The sequence below is a fragment of the Novosphingobium pokkalii genome (assembly GCF_014652855.1).
GTDB lineage: Bacteria > Pseudomonadota > Alphaproteobacteria > Sphingomonadales > Sphingomonadaceae > Novosphingobium > Novosphingobium pokkalii.
On sequence record NZ_BMZP01000001.1, the window covers coordinates 1 to 21,743 of the forward strand.

A 21,743-nucleotide genomic window follows, 5' to 3' on the forward strand; every position below is an offset into this window, starting at 1 on the left:
ACAATCATCATGAAGGAGCGAGACTCTACCTCTGACCGGTAACAATCAGGGGAGCACGTCACACGCGCCAGCGGCGACGCGAAATGGAATGATCGGCCATAAAGCCCCCGGTTGTTGCAAGTGTGACCAGGTTTGCTTGGAGAGTATCGCAATGCAACCATTTTGCGCCAATCTGATCAATGGTTTGCCAGGGTGTTGCGGCCAGGTTACACCCTGCACTTTGGTGCAATTTATTGGCAAGAGTTCGCAACAGACGGCACCGCTCGCGCGCTGCAACGCACATTCACGGGCTTGGTTCCCGGCGCTTTTGGCATGATCGATTCCGGCAATCTTTGTGACCGGATAAATGCGTTTCCGATATCTCATCATTTGCTAAAAAAGCTCCCTGAACATGGTGTGAAGGGAGTGCGTCACGGCAGCGTCGAAAACGAACTGAACTGAAATTTACGAAATTGCCGAAACCAATGGCCTTGCCGGCATCTTGTCGGAGAAGGCTCTTCGCTTTGCCTGTCTGACATAATGCGGAAACAATTCATGCTGCGAGCGCGTGCGCTTTCGGCAGCACATTACTTTGTCTGATCCATTTGCAGGAGATTTTAGCCATGCGCCATCATGTTAAATTGGCCAACCGTCCGCTGGGCGCTCTGGCCCTGGCCTTGATTGCCCCTTGGTCCATGGGGGTAGCCCATGCCGAAGCGGCTCCGGCTGCCGCTGCCGCTGTGGCCAGCGATGCGGCGACGACCAACAAGGACTGGTGGCCGACGCGGCTCGACCTGGCACCGCTGCGCCAGAACGATCCCAAATCGAATCCCTATGGCGCCGATTTCGACTATGCGGCGGCGTTCAAGACGCTCGATCTGGCCGCCGTGAAGGCCGATATCGCCAAAGTGCTGACCACCTCGCAGCCGTGGTGGCCGGCCGACTATGGCAATTATGGCCCGTTCTTCATCCGCATGGCCTGGCACAGCGCCGGCACTTATCGCACGGTCGATGGGCGCGGCGGTTCGGCGGGCGGCGAGCAGCGCTTCGATCCGCAGAATTCCTGGCCCGACAACGCCAATCTCGACAAGGCGCGCCGCCTGCTCTGGCCGATCAAGCAGAAGTATGGCCGCAAGATTTCCTGGGGCGACCTGATGGTGCTGACCGGCAATGTCGCGCTGGAGCAGATGGGCTTCAAGACGCTGGGCTTTGCCGGTGGCCGCGTGGACGCCTGGGAGCCGGACATGGTGTTCTGGGGCAGCGAGAAGAAGTGGCTCGACGGCGCAAACAGCCGCATCGGCGCCAATGGCCAGCTCAAGGGACCGTTGGCGGCGGTGCAGATGGGGCTGATCTACGTGAACCCGGAAGGGCCGGGCGGCAATTCCGATCCGATCGCCGCTGCGGCCGACATCCGCCGCGCCTTTGGCCGCATGGCGATGAACGATGAAGAGACCGTGGCGCTGATTGCCGGCGGCCACACGTTCGGCAAGGCGCACGGCGCGCACAAACCGGCCGAGTGCGTGGGTCACGAACCCGCCGCCGGCGCGGTGGAAGACCAGGGGCTGGGTTGGAAGAACACCTGCGGCAAGGGCAATGCTGAGGACACCGTGACCAGCGGCCTGGAAGGCGCCTGGTCGGCCAACCCGATCGCGTTCACCACGCAGTATCTCGACAACCTCTTCCAGTTCGATTGGGTGCTGACCACCAGCCCGGCCGGCGCCAAGCAGTGGACCCCCAAGAACGCGGCCGATGTGCAGATCGTGCCCGATGCCCATCTGCCCGGCGTGACGCACGCGCCGATGATGTTCACCACCGACATCGCGGTGAAGGAAGACCCTGCGTTCCGCGCCATCGCGCTCAAGTTCCGCAAGGATCCGCAGGCCTTTGCCGATGCCTTTGCCCGCGCCTGGTTCAAGCTGACCCACCGCGACATGGGGCCAAAGGCGCGCTACATCGGGCCGGACGTGCCGGCGCAAAGCTTCCTGTGGCAGGATCCGCTGCCCAAGGCCGACTATGCGATGATCGACGCGGGTGACGTTGCCAATCTCAAGGCGCAGATCCTGGCGAGTGGGCTTGGCCAGCGTGAACTGATCCGCGCCGCCTGGGCCTCGGCCAGCACGTTCCGCAGCACCGACATGCGTGGCGGCGCCAATGGCGCGCGCATTCGCTTGAACCCGGAAAAAGGCTGGGCGGTCAACGATCCGGCCGAACTCGGTGGCGTGCTGGCCAAGCTGACCGCGATCCAGGCGAGCTTCAACAAGAGCGCGCCGGGCGGCAAGAAAGTGAGCCTGGCCGACCTGATCGTGCTGGGTGGCAATGCGGCGGTAGAGCAGGCGGCGGCCAAGGGCGGCGTCACGCTGGACCTGCCGTTCACGCCCGGCCGCGTCGATGCGACGCAGGCGCAGACCGATCCGGCCAGCTTTGCCGTGCTCGAACCCGTGGCCGATCCGTTCCGCAACTATTACGATGCACCGGCCAACTGGCAGGGCCCGGCCGAGGCCATGGTGGACAAGGCCGACATGCTGGGCCTGAGTGTGCCCGAGCTGACCGTGCTGGTGGGCGGGATGCGCGCGCTCGATGCCAATACCGGCCATTCGGCCAATGGCGTGTTCACCGCGCGGCCCGGCACGCTGAGCAACGATTTCTTCGTCAACCTGCTCGACATGGGCACGGTGTGGAAGAAGTCCGACAAGGCGCCGGGTCTCTATGAAGGCGCGGATCGGGCGACCGGCAAGCCGCGCTGGAGCGCGACCACGGTGGACCTGATCTTCGGCTCCAACTCCGAACTGCGTGCCGTGGCCGAAGCCTATGCCATGGACGATGCCAAGGAACAGTTCGTGCGCGATTTCGGCGCGGCCTGGACCAAGGTGATGAACGCGGATCGGTTCTGATGTTTCGGGGTGGGGCGGCTGGGGTAGTGCTTGGCTTCCACCACCCCCCAACCCCCTCCTCTGAAGAGGAGGGGGCTTTTTGGCCCCAACAACAAGAAAGCCCCCGGATTGCTGTCCGGGGGCTTTCTTGTTGTTGGGTGAAGGGGATCAGGCAGCCTGGCGCTGGTTCATTTCCAGGTCGAGGCGTTCCCAGATTTCCACCAGAGCCTGGGTCAGCTCCTGCATCATCGCGTCGGTATGCGCCGGGCCAGGGGTGAAGCGCAGGCGTTCGGTGCCGCGCGGCACGGTCGGGAAATTGATCGGCTGCACATAGACGCCATATTCGGCGAGCAGGATGTCCGACACCTTCTTGGCGCGCACCGGATCGCCCACCATCAGCGGCACGATATGCGTGGTGCTGTCCATCACCGGCAGGCCCGCTTCGCGGAACAGGCGCTTGAGCGTGGCGGCGGCGGCTTGCTGTGCATCGCGTTCCACGCTCGAGGCCTTGAGATGGCGCACCGAGGCGAGCACCCCGGCGACCAGCACGGGCGAGAGCGAAGTGGTGAAGATGAAGCCCGGCGCATAGGAGCGGATCACGTCGATGATCCGGCTGTCGGCCGCGATATAGCCGCCCATCACGCCGAACGCCTTGCCGAGTGTGCCCTCGATGATGTCGATGCGGTGGGCCGCCTCGTCACGATCGGTGATGCCGCCGCCGCGCGGGCCATACATGCCAACGGCGTGAACTTCGTCGATATAGGTGAGGGCGTTGTACTTTTCCGCCAGGTCGCAGATGGCGTGGATCGGGGCCACGTCGCCATCCATCGAATAGACGCTTTCAAACGCGATCAGCTTGGGCAGGGCCGGGTCGGTCTGCGCCAGCAGCTCTTCCAGGTGTTCCAGGTCGTTGTGACGGAACACGCGCTTTTCGGCGCCGGAATTGCGGATCCCGGCAATCATGCTGGCATGGTTCAGCTCGTCGGAAAAGATCACACAGCCGGGCAGGATCCTGGCGAGCGTGGAGAGCGTGGCGTCGTTGGAGACATAGCCCGAGGTGAACAGCAGCGCGCCATCCTTGCCGTGAAGGTCGGCCAGTTCGGCTTCCAGATCGACGTGGTAGTGCGTGTTGCCGCCGATGTTGCGGGTGCCGCCAGAGCCGGCGCCGACATCGTGCAGCGCTTCTTCCATGGCGGCGATCACCTTGGGATGCTGGCCCATGGCGAGATAATCGTTGGAGCACCACACCGTGATCGGCTTGGGGCCGTTGTGGCCGGCAAAGCAGCGCGCGTTGGGATAGGCGCCCTTGTTGCGCAGGATGTCGATGAAAACGCGATAACGACCTTCGGAATGCAGGCGATCGATGGCAGCATCAAAAATCTGGTCGTAGTTCACTGCTTGCTGCTCCTTCGTTCCTGCAAGCGGACCGGCTGGGCCCGGATCGCTTCGCGGTGAAGCAGGGCCGGGTGGCCGTGTCTTTGTCTTATCGCAACAAAACCCACCCCGCAGTGAATGGCTGGACCGGTTCTTGTCGCATCATCGTTGCGCGCCCTCGCTGCCTCTCTCCCAAAAGGCTTTGCCGCGAGTGCTGGGGCGCTTCTACTCCCCGCGACAAAGCCTTGCCAAGTGACTTTTGCGGTTTGTGTGATCGAAGGGATTGCACTTTGGGTCAATGCGGCAAAATGCCCCAGCCGGATCAGGCTTTCCCGATGCGCTCCAGGCCGTGCTGCGCGAGGGCCGGGCGCAGGGCATCCACCGCTTCGTCTGCCTGCGTGAACAGCGCCAGATCGGGCGCGGTGCGGGCAAATTGCTGGCCCTGGGTGAGAAAGGCGATGCGCCGGGCGATGCCGTCCGATCCGTCGATGAAGCGCACGCCCGCGCCGAATGCCGTGCCCAGCTCGCGCTCGATCAGGGGGAAGTGGGTGCAGGCCAGGACCACCGTATCGATCGCCGCGCCGCCCGGCTGGTCGCGCAACGCCTGCGCGGCCTGTGCGAACACCGCCGGATCGACCGCTTGGCCGCGCAGCACGGCTTCGGCCGCCGCCACCAGTTCGGGCGCGCCATGGCGCAGCAGGCGCTTGTCGGCGGCGAATTCGGCTTCCAGGCGATCGACATAGGCCTGGCGGATCGTCGCCTGGGTCCCGAGCAGGCCGATCACGCCGCTGCGCGTCATCGCGGCGGCGGGCTTGATCGCCGGCACGGTGCCGACGATCGGCACTTCCAGCACTTCGCGCACCGAGGCGAGGGCAATGGTGGACGCGGTGTTGCAGGCAATGCACACCAGGCGCGGGCGCAGCCGCTCGGTCAGCCGGCCGAGCAGCCCCGAAACCCGCGCCGCGATCTGCGCCTCCGTCTTGGTGCCATAGGGCAGGCCGGCGTTGTCGGCCACATAGATCACCGGCGCCTGGGGCAGGGCTTGGCGCAGCTTGGCCAGAACGGACAGGCCGCCCACGCCGGAATCGAACAGCAGGATCGGCGCGTCGGCCGGCGGAAAACCAGGAGCGGGAGAAGAGGCGGGAACGGTCATCGCGGCGGTTCTAGCGATAGTGGTGGCAAAAAGGGAGAGCTTGCCACCTTCCGGTTGTGCGCAATCGCGGCTAGGAGCAGCGGCGTGACCCACGACCTCGTTCTTCCGGCCTGCATTCTTGGCTATCTGCTTGGCTCGATTCCGTTCGGGCTGATCCTCACTCGCCTGACCGGCGCCGGCGACCTGCGCGCGATCGGATCGGGCAACATCGGCGCCACCAACGTGCTGCGCACCGGGCGCAAGGGCCTGGCGGCGGGCACCCTGCTGCTCGATCTGCTGAAAGGCAGCGTGGCGGTGTGGCTGGCCCGCGCCTTTGCGCCGGGCAGTGAAGGGCTGGTCGCGCTCGCTGCCGTGATCGGGCACTGTTTTCCGCTGTGGCTGCGGTTCAAGGGCGGCAAGGGCGTGGCCACGACCATGGGCGTGGCGCTTGGGCTCGCCTGGCCGATCGGGCTTGCCTATGCCGTGGTCTGGCTGGGCATGCTGGCGCTGCTGCGCATTTCGTCGGTCGGCGGGATGTCTGCAGTTGTCGCTGCGCCGCTGGCCGCGCTGGCGATCGGCCGCAGCGATTATGCTCTGGTGCTGGCGGTGATCGCGGCGCTGGTGATCGTTCTCCACCGCGCCAACATTGCCCGCCTGCTGGCGGGCACCGAGCCCCGGATCGGCAAGAAGGGCGCTGCCTGATGGCGGATGCGGGCGAAACCGCGGCGCCGCCGCTTTCGTCCGACGAGGCGCTGGCCCGCCTGCGGCTGCTGCGTTCGCCCAATGTTGGGCCGGTGTCCTATTACCAGTTGCTGCGCCGTTTCGGCCATGCCGGCGCCGCGATCGAGGCACTGCCAGGCCTCGCTGCGCGGGGCGGTGCGCCCTATCGCCCGGCAGAGGCATCGCGCATTGCGGCAGAGGCTGCGAAAGTGCGCGCGCTCGGTGGCCGCTATCTGTTCCACGATTCCCCGCACTATCCCGCCTTGCTGGGGCAGACCGACACCCCGCCGCCAATCCTGACGATGCTGGGCGATGCGGCGCTGCTGGCCCGGCCGGCGGTGGCGCTGGTCGGCGCGCGCAACGCTTCGGCCGGGGCGATGCGCCTGGCGCGGGAATTTGGCGCGGCACTGGCGGGCGCGGGCTTTGCCGTGGTGTCCGGCCTGGCGCGTGGGGTGGATGCCGCCGCGCACACCGGCGCGCTGTTGCCCGGCGCGGCGGCGGCAGGTGGCGGCACGATCGGCGTGATCGCCGGTGGGCTCGACAGCATCTACCCGCCCGAGAACGCTGCGCTCCAAGCCCGGATCGTGGCAGAAGGCGTGCTGCTTGCCGAAATGCCGCCGGGCACGGAGCCACAGGCGCGCCATTTCCCCCGCCGCAACCGGATCATCGCCGGCCTGTGCGCCGGCACCGTGGTGGTGGAAGCCGCGCCCAAGTCCGGCTCGCTGATCACCGCGCGCCTGGCGGCCGAGGCGGGGCGGGAAATCATGGCCATCCCCGGCTCCCCGCTCGATACGCGCAGCCAGGGCTGCAACCAGTTGATCCGCGACGGCGCGATCCTGGTGCAAGGCCCGGCCGACGTGATCGAACTGCTCGAAAGCTTTACCGGCACGCCGCGCTCCACCTTTCACGAACCCGCGCCGGCGCCCGCGTTCGACAGTGTGCCGGATAGCGACGAGCCTGCCGATATCGTCTCGCTGCTGGGCACGGCGCCGGTGGCGGTGGACGAGATCGTACGCCTCAGCGGCGCGCCGGCCGGATCGGTGCAATTGGCACTGATCGAACTGGAACTGGCCGGTCGCCTGATCCGCCATGCCGGGGGGCGCGTATCGCTCGCCTGATCTACGCTCATGAACCCGCGCTGAAATTCGGGGTCTTGACGCCACAGTCCAACCGCCTCCACCCTCGTACGCACGTGTACACGTAAGGACGTTCCGCCAGTCGCCATGCAGCTTGTCATCGTAGAATCCCCGGCCAAGGCCAAGACCATCGAGAAGTACCTTGGCCCCGGCTACAAGGTCCTGGCCTCCTACGGCCATATCCGCGACCTGCCGGTGAAGGATGGCTCCGTCCGCCCGGACGAAGACTTTGCCATGGATTGGGAGCTGTACGGCGACAAGCAGTCGCGCGTGAAGGCGATCACCGATGCCGCCAAGGAGGCCGATGGCCTGATCCTGGCGACCGACCCTGATCGCGAGGGCGAGGCGATTTCGTGGCACGTGCGCGAGCTTCTGGCCAAGCGCCGCGCGCTGCCCAAGGCGGTGTCGCGCGTGACGTTCAACGCCATCACCAAGCCGGCGGTGACTTCGGCGATGAAAGCGCCGCGCGATCTCGACCAGGATCTGATCGACGCCTATCTGGCGCGCCGCGCGCTGGACTATCTGTTCGGCTTCACGCTGTCGCCGGTGCTGTGGCGCAAGCTGCCCGGCGCCAAGTCGGCCGGGCGCGTCCAGTCTGTCGCGCTGCGCCTGATCGTGGAGCGCGAGCGCGAGATCGAGACGTTCAAGGCGCAGGAATACTGGTCTGTCGCCGCGCGGATGGAGCATGACGGCACACCGTTCGTGGCGCGGCTGGTCAAGTTCGACGGGGCCAAGCTGGATCGCCTGTCGCTGGGCGACGAAGGCAGCGCCATGGCTGCCAAGGCGGCGGTGGAAGCGGCCAATTTCCGTGTGGAAGACGTGGACGTGCGGCCCACGCGGCGCAATCCCTCGCCGCCGTTCACCACGTCCACCCTGCAACAGGAAGCCGCGCGCAAGCTGGGCTTTTCGGCCAGCCACACCATGCGCGTGGCGCAGACGCTCTATGAAGCGGGCGCGATCACCTACATGCGGACCGATGGCGTGCAGATGGACCCGAGCGCCATTGATGCCGCGCGGCGGGCGATTTCCGATCGCTACAACGGGCATTTCCTGCCCGAAAAGCCGCGCATCTATGAAACCAAGGCCAAGAACGCGCAGGAAGCGCACGAGGCGATCCGCCCCACCGACTTCACCCGCGACACTCACGGCAGCGGCGACGAGGCGCGGCTCTACAACCTGATCTGGAAGCGCGCGCTGGCGAGCCAGATGGCCTCGGCGGCGATTGAGCGCACGACAGTTACCCTGCGCGAAGGCACCGGCAAGCACGAGCTGCGCGCCACCGGCCAGGTGGTCAAGTTCCCCGGCTTCCTCGCGGTCTATGAAGAGGGGCGCGACCAGAAGCCCGATGCCGATGATGATGACAGCAACCTGCTGCCGATCATGAACAAGGGCGATTGCCCCAAGAAGCACGGCGTCGATGCCACGCAGCACTTCACCCAGCCGCCGCCGCGCTATTCCGAAGCCAGCCTGGTCAAGCGTCTGGAGGAACTGGGCATCGGCCGGCCTTCCACGTATGCCGCCACGTTGCAGGTGCTGAAAGACCGCAACTATGTGCGGATCGAGAAGAACCGTTTCTTTGCCGAGGAAAGCGGGCGCATGCTGACCGCCTTCCTCGAACGGTTCTTCGATCGCTATGTCGCCTATGAATTTACCGCCGGCATGGAAGACGAGCTGGACGATGTTTCCGGTGGCCGGGCCGCGTGGAAGCAGGTGCTGGCCGAATTCTGGCGCGATTTCAAACCCAAGTCCGACGAGGTGATGGAGAAGAAGCCCAGCGAGGTCACGGCCGAGCTGGACGTCTTCCTGGAAGACTACCTCTTCCCGCCGCGCGCCGACGGGCACGATCCGCGCGAATGCCCCAAGTGCGGCAATGGCCGCCTGGCGCTGCGCGGCGGCCGCTATGGCGCGTTCGTTGCCTGCTCGAACTATCCCGAGTGCAAGTTCACCCGCAAGTTCGCCCAGCCCGGCGGGGCCGAGGGCGGCGAGGGCGAGGATGCGCCGCTGGGCAAGGATCCGGAAACCGGCCTGGAAGTCACGCGCCGCTCCGGGCGGTTCGGCCCCTACATCCAGCTTGGCGAAGGCAAGGAGGCCAAGCGCGCCTCCATTCCCAAGGATATTCCCGAACTGGACCTGGAATGGGCGCTCAAGCTGCTCAACCTGCCGCGCGAGGTGGGCGTGCACCCGGAAAGCGGCAAGCCGATCACCGCCTCGATCGGCCGCTATGGCCCCTATCTGGCGCATGACGGCAAGTATGCCCGGCTCAAGTCCACCGCCGAAGTGTTCGACACCGGCATGAACGCTGCGGTGGTGCGCCTGGCCGAAGCGGCCAGCGGCGCCGGCGCGCGTGGTTCGCGGGCAGCGGCCGAGCCGCTCAAGACGTTCGGGCCGCATCCCACGTCCGGCGGCGAAATCAAGCTGATGTCGGGCCGCTATGGCCCCTATGTGACCGACGGCACGACCAATGCGACGCTGCCGCGCGACAAGCAGCCCGAAACGCTGACGGCGGCCGAAGCCGTGGCACTGATCGACGAGCGCGCCGCCAAAGGCCCGGCCAAGGGCAAGAAGAAGGCTCCGGCCAAGAAGGCTGCGGCGCCGAAGAAGGCTGCCGCCAAGAAGGAACCGGCCGAAAAGAAAGCGCCTGCCGCCAAAAAGGCCCCGGCGCGCAAGAAAGCCGCAGCGGAATGACAGCGTGGCAGGGCGGGTGAATGACCCGCCCTGCCACGGTTCAGCGCGGACGATAGAGCGCGTAGCGTTCGTTCCCCAGCACCACTTCGCCAAATCGCGCATAGTCGCGCGCCAGTGCCTGCATCAGCACTGCGCGCGTGGCGCGGTTGGGCAGGTAGAGGTCTTCCGGCGCGCTTTGCGAAACCTGCACCACAGCGGGGCGGCTGGCCATGATCCGCTGCACTTCCGCCACGGGATCGGCCCCGATCGCCGGGCCTTCGGTCCAGGTGTCGAGATGGTTGGGGAAAGCAAAGCGCGTGGGAATGCAGGCATCCACCCCGCGATAGAGCGCCGGGGCGCCGTCGAACTGGAAATAGCAGCCGCCGCGCGCGGCGTGGCGCACCATGGCGGTGGCGTGGTGGTATTCCTCGGCCGTGCCGTGGTTCTGCACGGCGCCTGCCATCACGACGAGGCCGCCGATCGCGCTCGCGGCCAGCAGGAAGCGCCCGCTCCAGCGCGTCTGCCACGGTTGCCCGCCACGCACCGCCGAAGCCAGCGCCGGGGCGGACAGCACCGCGAGCGGCGCAACGAGCGGCCCGGCGTAGTGATCATACCACGTGCCGAAGACCAGGAAACCGGCGACCGCCGCGCCTCCCCACAGGCCGAGCACGCGCCGGGACAAGGTTTGCACGGGATCGACCCGCCGTGCCGCGCGCAGGGGATCGAGCGCGATGCACAGCACGAATGGCGAAAGCCCCGCCGAAAGCTTGGCCAGCCGGCGCCAGCTTGGCGCGCCATCGGGCAGGCGCTCCAGCACCGAGGTGAAATTGGCAAACAGAAACGCATGGGTCTGGTCGATCGCGGCATAGGCCGCCAGCGCCGCCAGCGTCGGGGACAGCGCCAGGCCGCACCACAAGGCGGCCGCGCCAGCCAGCCGGGGCAGGGGCCAACCCACCCGGCGGCCCAGGGCGAGCAGCATCAGGCCCATGGCCAGCCCCTCGAACACCGCCGCATACTTGATCTGGAGCGCGAGGCCGATCAGCAGCATGATCGCGCTGCCCTCGCGCAGCAGGTTGGCTGCATCCGCCCGCTGCCAGGCGCGCAGCAGCAGCAGCGCCGCCAGGGCTACCAGCGGGTTGTAGAACACCGGCGACTGGCCCAGCGCGCAGTTGAACGCGGGCATGGCGCAGATGTAGACCAGCCCGGCCAGCCATGCGCCGCGCGCCGGCGCCAGTTCCAGCGCCAGCGCACGCACGACGAGCGCGGCCGCCGCCGTGCTGGCAATGCCGCAAAGCTGATAGGTGAGCACCGGATCGCCCGGCAGGCTGTGGAACAGGCGATAGAGCAGGAACAGGCCAAGCGGCTTGCGGTCCCAGATGTCAACGAACGGCAGCGCGCCATGCGCCCAGCGATCGGCCACCAGAAGATAGAACTCCTCGTCGACGTGGACCAGCGGATTGCCGAGCAGCAGCAGGCGAAACATCAACGCCAAGCTGAAATACTCGAGGAACAGCCGAAAATTCTCCAGGTAGGCAGATGATCCATTGCGATGATCAAGATGGTATCGTGTTGAAGACGATGCGATCGTCCGCGCGGTAATCTTGAGCATGTTCATTTCCGAAGTTTTCAGCCGTATTTATCAAGGCTAAATGGTCGGAATTGGTGCGGCAAGGCCAGCGTATATTATTAACGCTATATATCGCTACGCGGTGATTTCGATGCATTTATATCAGTATTGTCGCAGGTGTATTGCGATTGTGCCAGAAAAGAGACGCGGCGACGGTCACGCGCCAGGCCTGCGCGGGAAAAGCCGCAGCAGCCGCGAATCAGCGCGAGGCGAACAGCCCGAACGAGCGCGTTCCCAGGGTCAGCGTGGCGATGCGGCGATAATGGCTGGCCAGCGCCTGCAAGACGACCGCGCGCGTGCGCAGGTTCGGGGCATAGGGATGCGCGGATTCATCGATCACCACCGCGCCCGGGCGACTGGCCATGATCCGCGCCACTTCGGCGGCTGGATCGATGCCCAGCGCATGTTCTTCAAACCGCGTGGAAAGGTGGGCGGGAAAGGCGAAGCGCGTGGGCAGGCACGATTGTGTGGCCCGATAGAGCGCGCTGTCGCCCTCGTAAACATAGAGGCAATGGTTGGCGTCGATATGCGGGCGGATGGCTGCGGCCGCGTCATCGAGATCGGACGTGGTGCCGAACTTGTGTGCCTGCACGGTGGTGGCGCCCAGGCCTGCGCCCAGGCCGACCACGAAAAGGCCGCGGCGCAGCCAGCCGGTTACCCGGCATCGACCGTCCAGCGCCGGGGCGGCGAGGATGGCCAGCGGCATGAGCGCGGGCGCGACATAATGATCGTACCACGTGCCGGGGGCCAGAAAGCCGATCACGGCCATGCCCAGCCACAGCAGGACGCCGCGCCGCGCCAGCATGCCCTGCGGGCACAGCGCCGCGCGCCGCCAGCCGATCCACAGCGCAACATAGAACGGAATCAGCGCCACCAGAACCTTGGCCAGACGGAACGTCGCCTCGCCCAGATCCTGCCCCCGGCCAACGATCGACAGGACATTGGCCACCAGGAAGGCCTGCGCCTGCCCCTGCGCGGCATAGGCGGCAAAGACGATCGCGGTCGGGAGCAGGGCGAGGGCGATCCACAGCGCTGCACTGGCGGCCAGGCGCGGCCAGCGCCAGCCTTCGCGCCACCCCGCCCACACCAGCATCAGGCCAAAGCCGCACCCCTCGATCACCACGCTCGTCTTGATCTGCAAGGCCATGCCCACCAGCGCCATGGCCAGACAGCCCCGGCGCAGCAGGCCGGTGTCACGCGGCGGCACAGTGGCGGTCCTGGCCAGCGCGCCGATCACCAGCCATCCGGCCAGCATCATCGGCAGGTCATAGAACACCGGCGCCTGGCCCATGCCGCAATTGAACGCCATCAGGTAGATAAGATAGGCCAGACCCGCGAACATCGCCCCGCGTGGCCCGGATAGCAGCCGGGCGCAGCGCGCGATGACCACCGCCGTGGCCGCCGCCGCAGCCATTGCCATCAATTGATAGGCGATGACGGCATTGCCGGGGAATGCGCTGGCGGCGCCATAGATCAGGAACAGACCCAGCGGCTTGCGATCCCACAGGTCGACATAGGGGATGACCCCGTGCCACAGCCTGTCGCCCATCAGCAGGTAGAACTGCTCGTCAGCGTGAAACAGCGGATCGCCCAGCCAAGGCGCGCGAAGCACCAGCGCGACCAGCAGGAACAAGGCAAAGTTGCGCATGGGCGGCGGTCCGATCGCGGTCAGCGCAAAGCTGTGATAAAGGCGTCGCGGCCAGGGGCCAGCAGGGCCAGGCCAGGTGTGCCCGGCGATGTCTGGTCCAGCGCGGTCATGCCCCGATCAACGTCCTTTCCGGCTGCGCAACAGCCCCGATGGCGCGCCCGGTGCCATCACTTTACCCAGTCGAGACCGATTTCCTCGTAGATTTCGCGGCTATCGGCCCAGTTCTCTTCCACCTTAACGTGCAGGAAGAGATGAACCTTCGCGCCCAGCAGGTTGGCAAGCTCTTTTCGCGCCGCTTCGCCGATCGCCTTGAGCTTGGCGCCACCCTTGCCCAGCACGATGCCGCGCTGGCTGTCGCGCGCGATCACGATCTGCTGGTGGATCTCGACCGAGCCATCCTTGCGATACTGATAGCTTTCGGGGCGCACGGCGCTGTCATAGGGCAGTTCGTCGTGAAGCTGGCGATAGAGCTGCTCGCGGGTGATTTCCGCCGCCAACAACCGCTCCGAGGCGTCGGACACCTGGTCTTCGGGATAGTGCCACGGTCCGGGCGGCATCAGCGCGGCCAGGCGCGTCTTGAGTTCGGGCACGCCGTCGCTGGTCAGCGCCGAGACGAAGAACACTTCGTCGAACTGGCCCTGCGCGCTCAGCTCCTCGGCCATGACCAGCAGCGGTTCCTTGGGGGTGGCGTCCACCTTGTTGAGCACCAGGAACTTGCGTTCGGGGCGCCCGGCGAGGGAAGCGAGGATCGGTTCGAGATATTCGCGCTTCTTCTTGCGGGCATCGACCACCAGCAGGATGGCATCGGCCTCGCTCGCGCCTTCCCAGGCAGCGTTGACCATCGCGCGGTCGAGCCGGCGCTTGGGCTCGAACAGACCGGGCGTATCGGCCAGGATGATCTGCGCTGGGCCTTCCAGGGCAATGCCCATCAACCGCGCGCGGGTGGTCTGCGCCTTGGCCGAAACGATCGCCACCTTCTGGCCGACCAGCGCATTGACCAGGGTGGATTTGCCCGCGTTGGGGGCGCCGATCACGGCGACCAGGCCGCAAGACTGCTCTGCGCCGGAATCGGCGGGGGTGGTAACGGTATCGATCATGAAAACGAAGATGAACCTCATCGCGCCCGGCGGCAAGCGCCGGTGCTTCAAATGGGAATGATCCTGATCGCGCGGCGCGTCAGGGTTGGGTGGCCAGGGATTGGCCGGATGATCGGCTGTTCAGGCAAATTCCTTGAGGAAGTCGCGCGCGGCGGCGGTTTCGGCTTCCTGCTTGCTCGATCCACGGGCCTGGGCCTGGCCCACGCCTTTCACTTCCACCGCCACGGTGAAGATCGCGGCATGGTCGGGGCCGTCGCGGCTGACCAGCGTGTAGACCGGCGGCTTGCGGCGATTGCCGGCGGCCCATTCCTGCAAGGCGGCCTTGGGGTGCTTGCGCTGGCCCGCGCCGGTGCGCATCGGCTTGTCCCAGCAGCGGCGCACGAAATCGCGCGCGGCGGTAAAGCCGCGCTCGATGAACAGCGCGCCGATCAGCGCTTCCATCACATCGCCCAGGATGTTGTCGCTGTCGGCGCCGCCATCGTCGCGCGCCTGCTTGCCGAGGCGGATATGCGCGGGCACGCCCAGAGCGCGGGCCACGTCGGCGCAGGTTTCGCGGCTGACCAGCGCGTTGAGGCGCTGCGACAGCTTGCCTTCGGCGGCATCGCTGGCTTCGTGCAGCCATTCGGCCACGGCCAGGCCCAGCACGCGATCGCCCAGGAATTCCAGGCGCTGGTAATCGCGCGCCTCGCCCAGCGAGCCGTGCGTGAGGGCTTCATGCCAAAGCGCCGGCTGTTGCACCGGCGCCAGGGTCAGATCCGCCAGGAAAGCGGCGGTTTCGGGGGAGAGGGGCGTGCTCAGAACATGCCCCCGATCCGATTCCAGCGCAGCGCGGTGAACCAGGTCCAAGGCAGGAACCAGTTGGCCGAGCCGTCGGTGGACCACATCACAATGGTCGCGCGGCCGACCAGGTTGTCCTGCGGAACCAGGCCAATGCCGCCACCTTCGATGGCCGGGAAACGGCTGTCCATCGAATTGTCGCGGTTGTCGCCCATCAGGAACAGCTTGCCTTCGGGCACGACCACTGGCGGCGTATCGTCCTGCGGGCGATAGCCCAGGTCGAGCACGTTGTAGGTCTTGCCGCCGGGCAGGGTTTCCTGGAACTGCGGATAGTGGCAGGTCTGCGTGCCGTCGGCCTCGGTCACCGCGAAATCGGGCGAGATGCATTCGGTGTTCGCCGAAACCCGGATCACGAAATCGGCGATCTTGACCTTGGGCACGGCCTTGCCGTTCAGATGCAGCACGCCGCCGATCATCTGCACGGTATCGCCCGGCACGCCGATCACGCGCTTGATGTAATCCACATCGTTGCCCGGGGGTGCCTTGAAGATCACCACGTCGCCGCGATTGGGCTGGCTGGCGAAAATGCGCTTGGGCAGCAGCGGCAGGCTGAACGGCAGCGAATACTTGGAAAAGCCATAGGGCCACTTGGCCGCGAGCAGGTAATCGCCGTTTTCCAGCCGGGGCAGCATCGATTCCGACGGGATGTTGAACGGCGAGAAGAAGAAGCTGCGGAAGATCGCCACGATCAGCACCAGCTTCACCAGGAATACCGGGAAGCTGTCTTCCTTCTTCTGCTTTTTCGCCGGGGGCGGGGGCGTCGCCGGGGCAGGCGTGGCCGCCGTTGGGTTGGCGGGTTCGGGCGTTTCGTTCATCGGCTGGGTCATGTGGAGGGCAAAGGCATCCGTCAAGCAGGAATGCACCCGCCATAGCGCGGGGCAAATACGTTTGCACGATCCGTTCGTCGAGCCACGCGCCCGCTTGGAAGATTGTGCGCAAGCGGGCATGAGAGGGCCGTTCCGCAACCGCGAAAAAGGATTTAGACAATGGCTGCACAGGATCAGGCCACGCTGTGGCATGCGCTGGAGACGCTGGAAGTGCCCACGCTCGCAACGCTGTTCGCCGATCCGGCGCGTCTCGCGCGCTATGCCACGACGCTCGATCTGCCGGGCGGGCCGATTCGCTTTGACTGGTCCAAGACCCATCTTTCCGCAGCCGTGGAGACGATCCTGGGCCAGTTGGCCGATGCCGCCAATTTCGTGGGCAAGCGGGAAGAGCTGCTGTCGGGCGCCAAGATCAACAACACCGAAGGCCGCGCCGCCGAACACACCGCGCAGCGCGGCGTTGGCGCCGAAGCCAGCGTGGAAGAAGCACAGGCCCTGCATGCGCGCATGGCCCTGCTGGTCGATGCCATCCACGAAGGCGTGCTGGGCGAGGTCAAGAGCCTGATCCACATCGGCATCGGCGGTTCCGCGCTCGGCCCCGCGCTGGCGATCGACGCGCTGGCCCGCGAAGAAGCCAAGGTGGCCGTGCACGTGGTCTCCAACATCGATGGCTGCGCGCTGGAAGCGGCGATGAAGCAGTGCGATCCGGCCACCACGCTGATCGCCGTCGCGTCCAAGACTTTCACCACCACCGAAACCATGACGAACGCTCACAGCGCGCTGGAATGGCTGCGGGAAGGCGGCGTGGCCGATCCCTATGGCCGCGTCGTGGCGCTGACCGCCGCGCCGGAAAAGGCGGTGGAATGGGGCGTCGATGAAACCCGCATCCTGCCGTTCTCGGAAACCGTGGGCGGGCGCTATTCGCTGTGGTCCTCGATCGGCTTCCCGGTGGCGCTGGCGCTGGGCAACGAGGCGTTTGCCGAGTTCCTGGCCGGTGCCAAGGCCATCGACGAGCATTTCCGCGACGCGCCGCTGGCCGACAACGTGGTGGTACGCGCCGCCTTTGCCGATCTGCTCTATACCCAGGCGATGGGCTGCCAGACCCGCGCGGTGTTCGCCTATGACGAGCGCCTGGCCCTGCTGCCCGACTATCTCCAGCAGCTCGAAATGGAATCGAACGGCAAGCGCGTGCTGGCCGATGGTTCGCCGCTGACGCGCCCGAGCGCACCGATCACCTGGGGCGGGGTGGGCACCGATGCCCAGCACGCCGTGTTCCAGTTGCTGCACCAGGGTACGCACCTGATCCCGGTGGATTTCCTGGCGGTGAAGGTGCCGGGCCACGATCTCGATCCGGTGCACCACAAGATCCTGCTGTCGAACTGCTTTGCGCAAGGCGCCGCGCTGATGGCTGGCCAGGCGAGCGAGGATGGCGCGCGTGCCTATCCGGGCAACCGTCCTTCGGCCACGATCCTGTGCGATGACCTCAATGCGGCGACGCTGGGCGCGCTGATCGCCTTCCACGAACACCGCGTGTTCGTTTCGGCCATGCTGCTGGGCATCAACCCGTTCGACCAGTTCGGCGTGGAGCTGGGCAAGGCGATCGCCAAGAAGATCGATGCCGGCGGCGGCGAAGGCTTCGATCCCAGCACCGAGGCGCTGCTTGCCGAAGCGGGAATCGGCGTGGCCTGAACGTTAGCTGCACTTATCAAATAATCGTCGGTTGAGGGACTGGCGCCGGATGGCCATCGTTGCCATATCCGGCGCCAGTTTCCGTTTCAGCGAGAAGAGATCCAGCCATGACCGACCCCGCTTACGACTATGACCTGTTCGTGATCGGGGCCGGTTCGGGCGGGGTGCGCGCCAGCCGCATCGCCGCCGGCTATGGCGCGCGGGTGGCCGTGGCCGAGGAATATCGCGTGGGCGGCACCTGCGTGATCCGTGGCTGCGTGCCCAAGAAGCTGCTGGTCTACGGATCGCATTTCGCCGAAGAATTGCAGGATGCCGCCAACTACGGCTGGACCGTGGAGAAGATGACGTTCGATTGGCCGACGCTGCGCGATGCCGTGGCCAAGGATGTCGACCGGCTCAACGCCGCCTACACCAATACGCTGAATTCCAACAAGGTGGAGCACTTCCTCGACCGCGCCACGATCACCGGGCCGAACAGCGTGCGCCTGGCCAGCGGGCGCGAGATCACCGCGAAGCACATTCTCGTGGCCGTCGGCGCCTGGCCGGTGATGCCGGAATTCGAGGGGAGCGAGCACTGCATCACCTCCAACGAGGTCTTCCATCTCGAAAGCCTGCCGCGCCGCGTGGTGATTGCCGGAGCCGGCTATATCGCGCTGGAATTCGCCGGTATCTTCAACGCACTGGGCAGCCATGTCACCGTGGTCAACCGCAGCGAGACGATCCTGCGCAGCTATGATGCGTCGCTGCGCGATCGTCTGCTGCAAATCACCATGGCGCGCGGCATCGAATACAAGTTCAACTGCGGCATCGAGCGCGTGGAGCAGCACGAGGAGGGATGCCTGATGGTCCACATGAAGGGCCAGCCCGATCCGCTGCCCGCCGATGCCGTGCTGGTTGCCACCGGCCGCCGCCCCAAGACCGACGGGCTGGGCCTGGAAAACGCCGGCATCGAGCTGGGCGCGCATGGCGAGATCGTGGTCGACGAACTCGGCCAGACCACGTGCCCGAGCATCTTTGCCGTGGGTGACGTGACCAACCGCGTGCAGCTTACCCCGGTGGCGATCCGCGAAGGCCATGCGTTTGCCGACCGCGTGTTTGGCGGCAAGGACACGCGCGTGTCCTATGACTGCATCCCGAGCGCGGTGTTCTCGCAGCCGCCGCTGGCGAGCGTGGGCCTGACCGAAGCGCAGGCGCGCGAGAAGCTGGGCAGTAACGTCAAGATCTTCACGTCGGATTTCCGCCCGATGAAGAACATCTTCGGCCACCGGCCGGAGCGCGGGCTCTACAAGCTGGTGGTCGATGCGCAGACCGACAAAGTGCTGGGCGTCCACCTGATCGGGCCTGAGGCGCCGGAAGTGCTCCAGGCGGCGGCGATTGCGGTGAAAGCCGGGCTGACCAAGGCCGATTTCGATGCCACGGTCGCGTTGCATCCGTCCATGGCCGAAGAACTGGTTCTGATGCGTTAACCACACTTGCCCGTTGAACTGTGCGCAGGCTGCGATATCCTGCGTATTGACGGGCATTTGGGGGCGGAATCATGGACAAGGTCGGCGGCACCGTGCTGGTCACGGGCGGTTCTGGCTATATCGCGGGATATATCATCCGCGCGCTGCTGGACGAGGGGTGGACCGTGAACACCACGGTTCGCGACCTCGCCCGCGAAGCCCAATTGCGCACACAACTGGGGGGCAGCTACGCCTCGCTGCGGTTTTTCCAGGTCGATCTGCTCAAGGACGCTGGCTGGCGCGCGGCGATGGATGGCTGCACGCACGTCTGCCACGTGGCCTCGCCGCTCAGCGTCAATGCCCCGCGCCATGAGGACGAACTGGTCGTGCCGGCGCGCGAAGGCGTGCTGCGCGCGCTGCGGTTCGCCAAGGCAGCAGGCGTCACGCGCTTCGTGCAGACCTCGTCGGTGGCCGCGATCGTCTATGGCCACGGCAAGGGCATCCGTCGCTTTACCGAGGCGGACTGGACCGACATCGACGGGCCGGGCGTGCAGGCCTATGCCAAGTCCAAGACTGTGGCCGAGCGCGCCGCGCGCGAATGGATGGCGCAGCACGGGCAGGGGATGGAATTCGTTTCGGTCAATCCTTCGGTCGTGCTCGGCCCGGTGTGGGGGCGAGATTACTCCGCCTCGATCGAACTGGTCCGCCAATTGCTTGCGGGCAGTGTGCCGGGCTGTCCCGACCTCGGCTTTGGCGTTGTGGACGTGCGCGACGTGGCGGCTTTGCATCTGCGCGCGCTGACCGAGCCGGGCATCGATGGCGAGCGCTTCATCGCCTCCGGCCCGTTCCTCAAGATGATCGACGTGGCGCGCATCCTGCGGCAGGAACTGGGCAACCAGGCCCGCCGCGTGCCGATGCGCAACCTGCCGGACTGGATGGTCCACGCCATGGGCCTGGTCAGCCCGATGGTGCGCCAGGTTACCGGCGAACTGGGCAATGTGCGCGATACCGACGCCGGCCACGCGCGCACCCGCCTGGGCTGGGCCACGCGCCCGGTGGAGCAGACGATCGCGGAGTGCGCCAACAGCCTGATCGAAACGCGGGTGGTCGCGGCCTAAATCCCCGCCCACCACTGATAGCCGGAGTGGTCTTCCCAATAGCCGCCCTTGCCGCCGTAAAGGCGGTCCAGGCTGGCAACCAGTTCCACGCGCATCACGTATTTGGCCTGCTTGTAGCCAAGCTGCCGTTCCACGCGCAGGCGCAGCGGGGCGCCGTGGCCAACGCTGAGCGGCTGGCCGTTCATGGTGTGGGCCAGGATCGTCTGCGGGTGCAGCGCTTCGGCCAGATCGATCGATTCGTAATAGGGCGTGCCGGAAAAGTCGTCGGCGCAATGGAACACGGCGTAGCGCGCCTGGGGCAGGGCGCCGGCACCATGGAGCAGGGCAGCGAGCGGAACCCCGGTCCACTGCGCGATCGCGCTCCATCCTTCCACGCAATCGTGGCGGGTGATCTGCGTGCGTTGCGGCAGCGCGCGCAAGTGCGCCAGGCTGAGCGCCAGCGGTCGCGCCACCAGCCCGTCGATGGCGAGCCGCCAATCGGCAAAGCCCCGCTCCACATGTGCGAGGTAGGCGCTGGCCGTAGGCCGGGTGTTGCCATTGACGCGGAACACCGGGGAAATGTCGACCGCCGAAAATTCCGGCGCGAGGGCCTGGCCCGTGACGAGCCGTTGCGCGCTGCGGCTGGCCTTTTCACCCAGCGACAGCAACGACTTGGCGGTGGGCGAGGTCGTCAGCCGATCGCAGCCCGACAGCAGCAGGCCGCCCGATCCGGCGAGCAGGGCGCGGCGCGAGAAGCCGGTCATGGCTTGCGCTCCGGCGGCAGGCGATACCATCCGGTGCTCATCGCGCGCAGTTCGTTCAGCGGCCCGGCCAGCACCACCATGGCCAGGTGCACCGCGATGAACAGCGCCATGGCCAGGGCGCAGAGGAAGTGGATCGACCGCGCCGACTGGCGCCCACCGAGCCCATCCAGCAGCCAGGGCAGCGCGGCGTTCATGGTGGGCGACATGGCGAGGCCCGTGGCAATCAACAGCGGCAGGACGGCCAGCAGGACGGAAAGATAGGCCAGCTTCTGCAAGGGGTTGTAATGCCGTGCTGCCTCTCCGCGCGGCAGGCGCAGGCGCAAGTGCTGGCCAATGTCGTGCAGCAGCGCGCGCGGGCGCCGCTCTTCGCGCGAGAGGCCAAGATCGCGGCGCAAGTGCCCGGAAAGCAGCGCATAAAGCAGAAAGCACACCAAGCTGGCAACGAGCGTCCAGGCGCCGAGGAAATGCCAGCCGCGCGCCAGCGCCAGATTGTAGTGCGAAGGCAGCGTCACCAGCGGGGGAAAGGCCAGCGCGATGCCCTGGGCAAAGCCCAGCACCCCGGTGGTCGGCCATTCCTGCCCGCCCAGCGCAAGGTATCCATGCGCGCCGTGGTTGCCGATTTCCAGCCAGGCATGATCGAAATTGGCGCCAAACTTGCCCCAATAGAGGCGGGGGTGGGCGTTGAAGATCATCATCCCGCTCATCAGCATGATGAACACGGTCAGCGCGTTGATCCAGTGCCACAGCCGCACCGGCCAGCGAATGCGCAGGATCAGGGGGGAACGCTCCATAGCCGGCAGCATGCACCAGGGCCGCCGCGCCGTCATCCCCCGATCGACG

17 protein-coding genes are annotated in these 21,743 nt (G+C 66.3%); 8 read left to right on the top strand and 9 right to left on the bottom strand.

Features of this window, described 5'->3' with window-relative positions:
• Positions 1-132: 132 nt before the first annotated feature.
• Both IE191_RS00005 and katG read left to right on the top strand, forming a co-directional pair.
• Positions 133-441, top strand: a complete 309-nt coding sequence (locus tag IE191_RS00005; RefSeq protein WP_191322315.1) for a hypothetical protein — start codon at positions 133-135, stop codon at positions 439-441.
• A 161-nt stretch (positions 442-602) separates the two neighbouring features.
• A complete protein-coding gene (gene katG, locus IE191_RS00010) occupies positions 603-2,870 on the top strand; it encodes a catalase/peroxidase HPI (protein ID WP_308432860.1) in 2,268 nt (755 codons plus the stop codon).
• Between the two features lie 147 nt (positions 2,871-3,017).
• Here katG and hemA read toward each other — a convergent pair whose 3' ends face one another.
• On the bottom strand, positions 3,018-4,244 hold the full coding sequence (gene hemA / locus IE191_RS00015) for a 5-aminolevulinate synthase (protein ID WP_191322316.1): 1,227 nt from the start codon (positions 4,242-4,244) through the stop codon (positions 3,018-3,020).
• 301 nt (positions 4,245-4,545) lie between these two features.
• Positions 4,546-5,376: a glutamate racemase gene (gene murI / locus IE191_RS00020; protein ID WP_191322317.1), complete on the bottom strand. Its 831-nt coding sequence runs from the start codon at positions 5,374-5,376 to the stop codon at positions 4,546-4,548.
• Positions 5,377-5,460: 84 nt separating this feature from the next.
• Here murI and plsY point away from each other — a divergent pair, with 84 nt between their 5' ends.
• The 3 genes from plsY to topA all read left to right on the top strand — a co-directional run bounded on the left by plsY (position 5,461) and on the right by topA (position 9,896).
• Complete coding sequence (plsY, locus tag IE191_RS00025) at positions 5,461-6,057, top strand: glycerol-3-phosphate 1-O-acyltransferase PlsY (RefSeq protein ID WP_229814984.1); 597 nt, start codon at positions 5,461-5,463, stop codon at positions 6,055-6,057.
• Positions 6,057-7,193 carry a DNA-processing protein DprA gene (gene dprA, locus IE191_RS00030; protein WP_191322318.1) on the top strand — a complete coding sequence of 379 codons (1,137 nt, stop codon included), beginning with the start codon at positions 6,057-6,059 and terminating at the stop codon, positions 7,191-7,193. Before plsY ends, dprA begins: the two co-directional genes overlap by 1 nt.
• A gap of 105 nt (positions 7,194-7,298) precedes the next feature.
• Complete coding sequence (gene topA, locus IE191_RS00035) at positions 7,299-9,896, top strand: type I DNA topoisomerase (RefSeq protein ID WP_191322319.1); 2,598 nt, start codon at positions 7,299-7,301, stop codon at positions 9,894-9,896.
• A gap of 40 nt (positions 9,897-9,936) precedes the next feature.
• Here topA and IE191_RS00040 read toward each other — a convergent pair whose 3' ends face one another.
• The 5 genes from IE191_RS00040 to lepB all read right to left on the bottom strand — a co-directional run bounded on the left by IE191_RS00040 (position 9,937) and on the right by lepB (position 15,911).
• Positions 9,937-11,358, bottom strand: a complete 1,422-nt coding sequence (locus IE191_RS00040) for a glycosyltransferase family 39 protein (RefSeq protein ID WP_229815035.1) — start codon at positions 11,356-11,358, stop codon at positions 9,937-9,939.
• 343 nt (positions 11,359-11,701) lie between these two features.
• Positions 11,702-13,150: a hypothetical protein gene (locus tag IE191_RS00045; RefSeq protein WP_191322321.1), complete on the bottom strand. Its 1,449-nt coding sequence runs from the start codon at positions 13,148-13,150 to the stop codon at positions 11,702-11,704.
• A gap of 167 nt (positions 13,151-13,317) precedes the next feature.
• Positions 13,318-14,247 (bottom strand): GTPase Era, encoded by a 930-nt coding sequence (gene era / locus IE191_RS00050; RefSeq protein ID WP_191322322.1) that lies wholly within the window; start codon positions 14,245-14,247, stop codon positions 13,318-13,320.
• Between the two features lie 120 nt (positions 14,248-14,367).
• Positions 14,368-15,069, bottom strand: a complete 702-nt coding sequence (gene rnc / locus IE191_RS00055) for a ribonuclease III (protein ID WP_191322650.1) — start codon at positions 15,067-15,069, stop codon at positions 14,368-14,370.
• Positions 15,042-15,911 (bottom strand): signal peptidase I, encoded by an 870-nt coding sequence (gene lepB, locus IE191_RS00060; protein ID WP_229814985.1) that lies wholly within the window; start codon positions 15,909-15,911, stop codon positions 15,042-15,044. Before lepB ends, rnc begins: the two co-directional genes overlap by 28 nt.
• A gap of 159 nt (positions 15,912-16,070) precedes the next feature.
• Between lepB and pgi the strand changes: the two genes are divergently transcribed.
• The 3 genes from pgi (at position 16,071) to IE191_RS00075 (ending at position 20,160) form a co-directional block, all read left to right on the top strand.
• Positions 16,071-17,597 carry a glucose-6-phosphate isomerase gene (gene pgi / locus IE191_RS00065; protein WP_191322323.1) on the top strand — a complete coding sequence of 509 codons (1,527 nt, stop codon included), beginning with the start codon at positions 16,071-16,073 and terminating at the stop codon, positions 17,595-17,597.
• A 107-nt stretch (positions 17,598-17,704) separates the two neighbouring features.
• Positions 17,705-19,063, top strand: coding sequence for a glutathione-disulfide reductase (gene gorA / locus IE191_RS00070; RefSeq protein WP_191322324.1), 1,359 nt, complete (start codon positions 17,705-17,707; stop codon positions 19,061-19,063).
• Positions 19,064-19,134: 71 nt separating this feature from the next.
• Complete coding sequence (locus IE191_RS00075) at positions 19,135-20,160, top strand: NAD-dependent epimerase/dehydratase family protein (protein WP_191322325.1); 1,026 nt, start codon at positions 19,135-19,137, stop codon at positions 20,158-20,160.
• Here IE191_RS00075 and IE191_RS00080 read toward each other — a convergent pair.
• Both IE191_RS00080 and IE191_RS00085 read right to left on the bottom strand, forming a co-directional pair.
• Positions 20,157-20,903, bottom strand: a complete 747-nt coding sequence (locus tag IE191_RS00080; protein WP_191322326.1) for a molybdopterin-binding protein — start codon at positions 20,901-20,903, stop codon at positions 20,157-20,159. The two genes, IE191_RS00075 and IE191_RS00080, sit on opposite strands and share 4 nt — an antisense overlap.
• On the bottom strand, positions 20,900-21,694 hold the full coding sequence (locus tag IE191_RS00085) for a cytochrome b/b6 domain-containing protein (protein WP_229814986.1): 795 nt from the start codon (positions 21,692-21,694) through the stop codon (positions 20,900-20,902). The genes IE191_RS00080 and IE191_RS00085 overlap by 4 nt, the downstream gene beginning before the upstream one ends.
• Between the last annotated feature and the right edge of the window lie 49 nt (positions 21,695-21,743).

Bases quoted from the DNA above. Each gene is read 5' to 3' on its own strand.
- topA (WP_191322319.1), top strand. From the start codon at position 7,299: ATGCAGCTTGTCATCGTAGAATCCCCGGCCAAGGCCAAGACCATCGAG.
- murI (WP_191322317.1), bottom strand. From the start codon at position 5,376: ATGACCGTTCCCGCCTCTTCTCCCGCTCCTGGTTTTCCGCCGGCCGAC.
- era (WP_191322322.1), bottom strand. From the start codon at position 14,247: ATGATCGATACCGTTACCACCCCCGCCGATTCCGGCGCAGAGCAGTCT.
- IE191_RS00045 (WP_191322321.1), bottom strand. From the start codon at position 13,150: ATGCGCAACTTTGCCTTGTTCCTGCTGGTCGCGCTGGTGCTTCGCGCG.
- gorA (WP_191322324.1), top strand. From the start codon at position 17,705: ATGACCGACCCCGCTTACGACTATGACCTGTTCGTGATCGGGGCCGGT.
- lepB (WP_229814985.1), bottom strand. From the start codon at position 15,911: ATGACCCAGCCGATGAACGAAACGCCCGAACCCGCCAACCCAACGGCG.
- IE191_RS00040 (WP_229815035.1), bottom strand. From the start codon at position 11,358: ATGTTTCGCCTGCTGCTGCTCGGCAATCCGCTGGTCCACGTCGACGAG.
- pgi (WP_191322323.1), top strand. From the start codon at position 16,071: ATGGCTGCACAGGATCAGGCCACGCTGTGGCATGCGCTGGAGACGCTG.
- dprA (WP_191322318.1), top strand. From the start codon at position 6,057: ATGGCGGATGCGGGCGAAACCGCGGCGCCGCCGCTTTCGTCCGACGAG.
- IE191_RS00085 (WP_229814986.1), bottom strand. From the start codon at position 21,694: ATGGAGCGTTCCCCCCTGATCCTGCGCATTCGCTGGCCGGTGCGGCTG.
- IE191_RS00080 (WP_191322326.1), bottom strand. From the start codon at position 20,903: ATGACCGGCTTCTCGCGCCGCGCCCTGCTCGCCGGATCGGGCGGCCTG.
- katG (WP_308432860.1), top strand. From the start codon at position 603: ATGCGCCATCATGTTAAATTGGCCAACCGTCCGCTGGGCGCTCTGGCC.
- IE191_RS00075 (WP_191322325.1), top strand. From the start codon at position 19,135: ATGGACAAGGTCGGCGGCACCGTGCTGGTCACGGGCGGTTCTGGCTAT.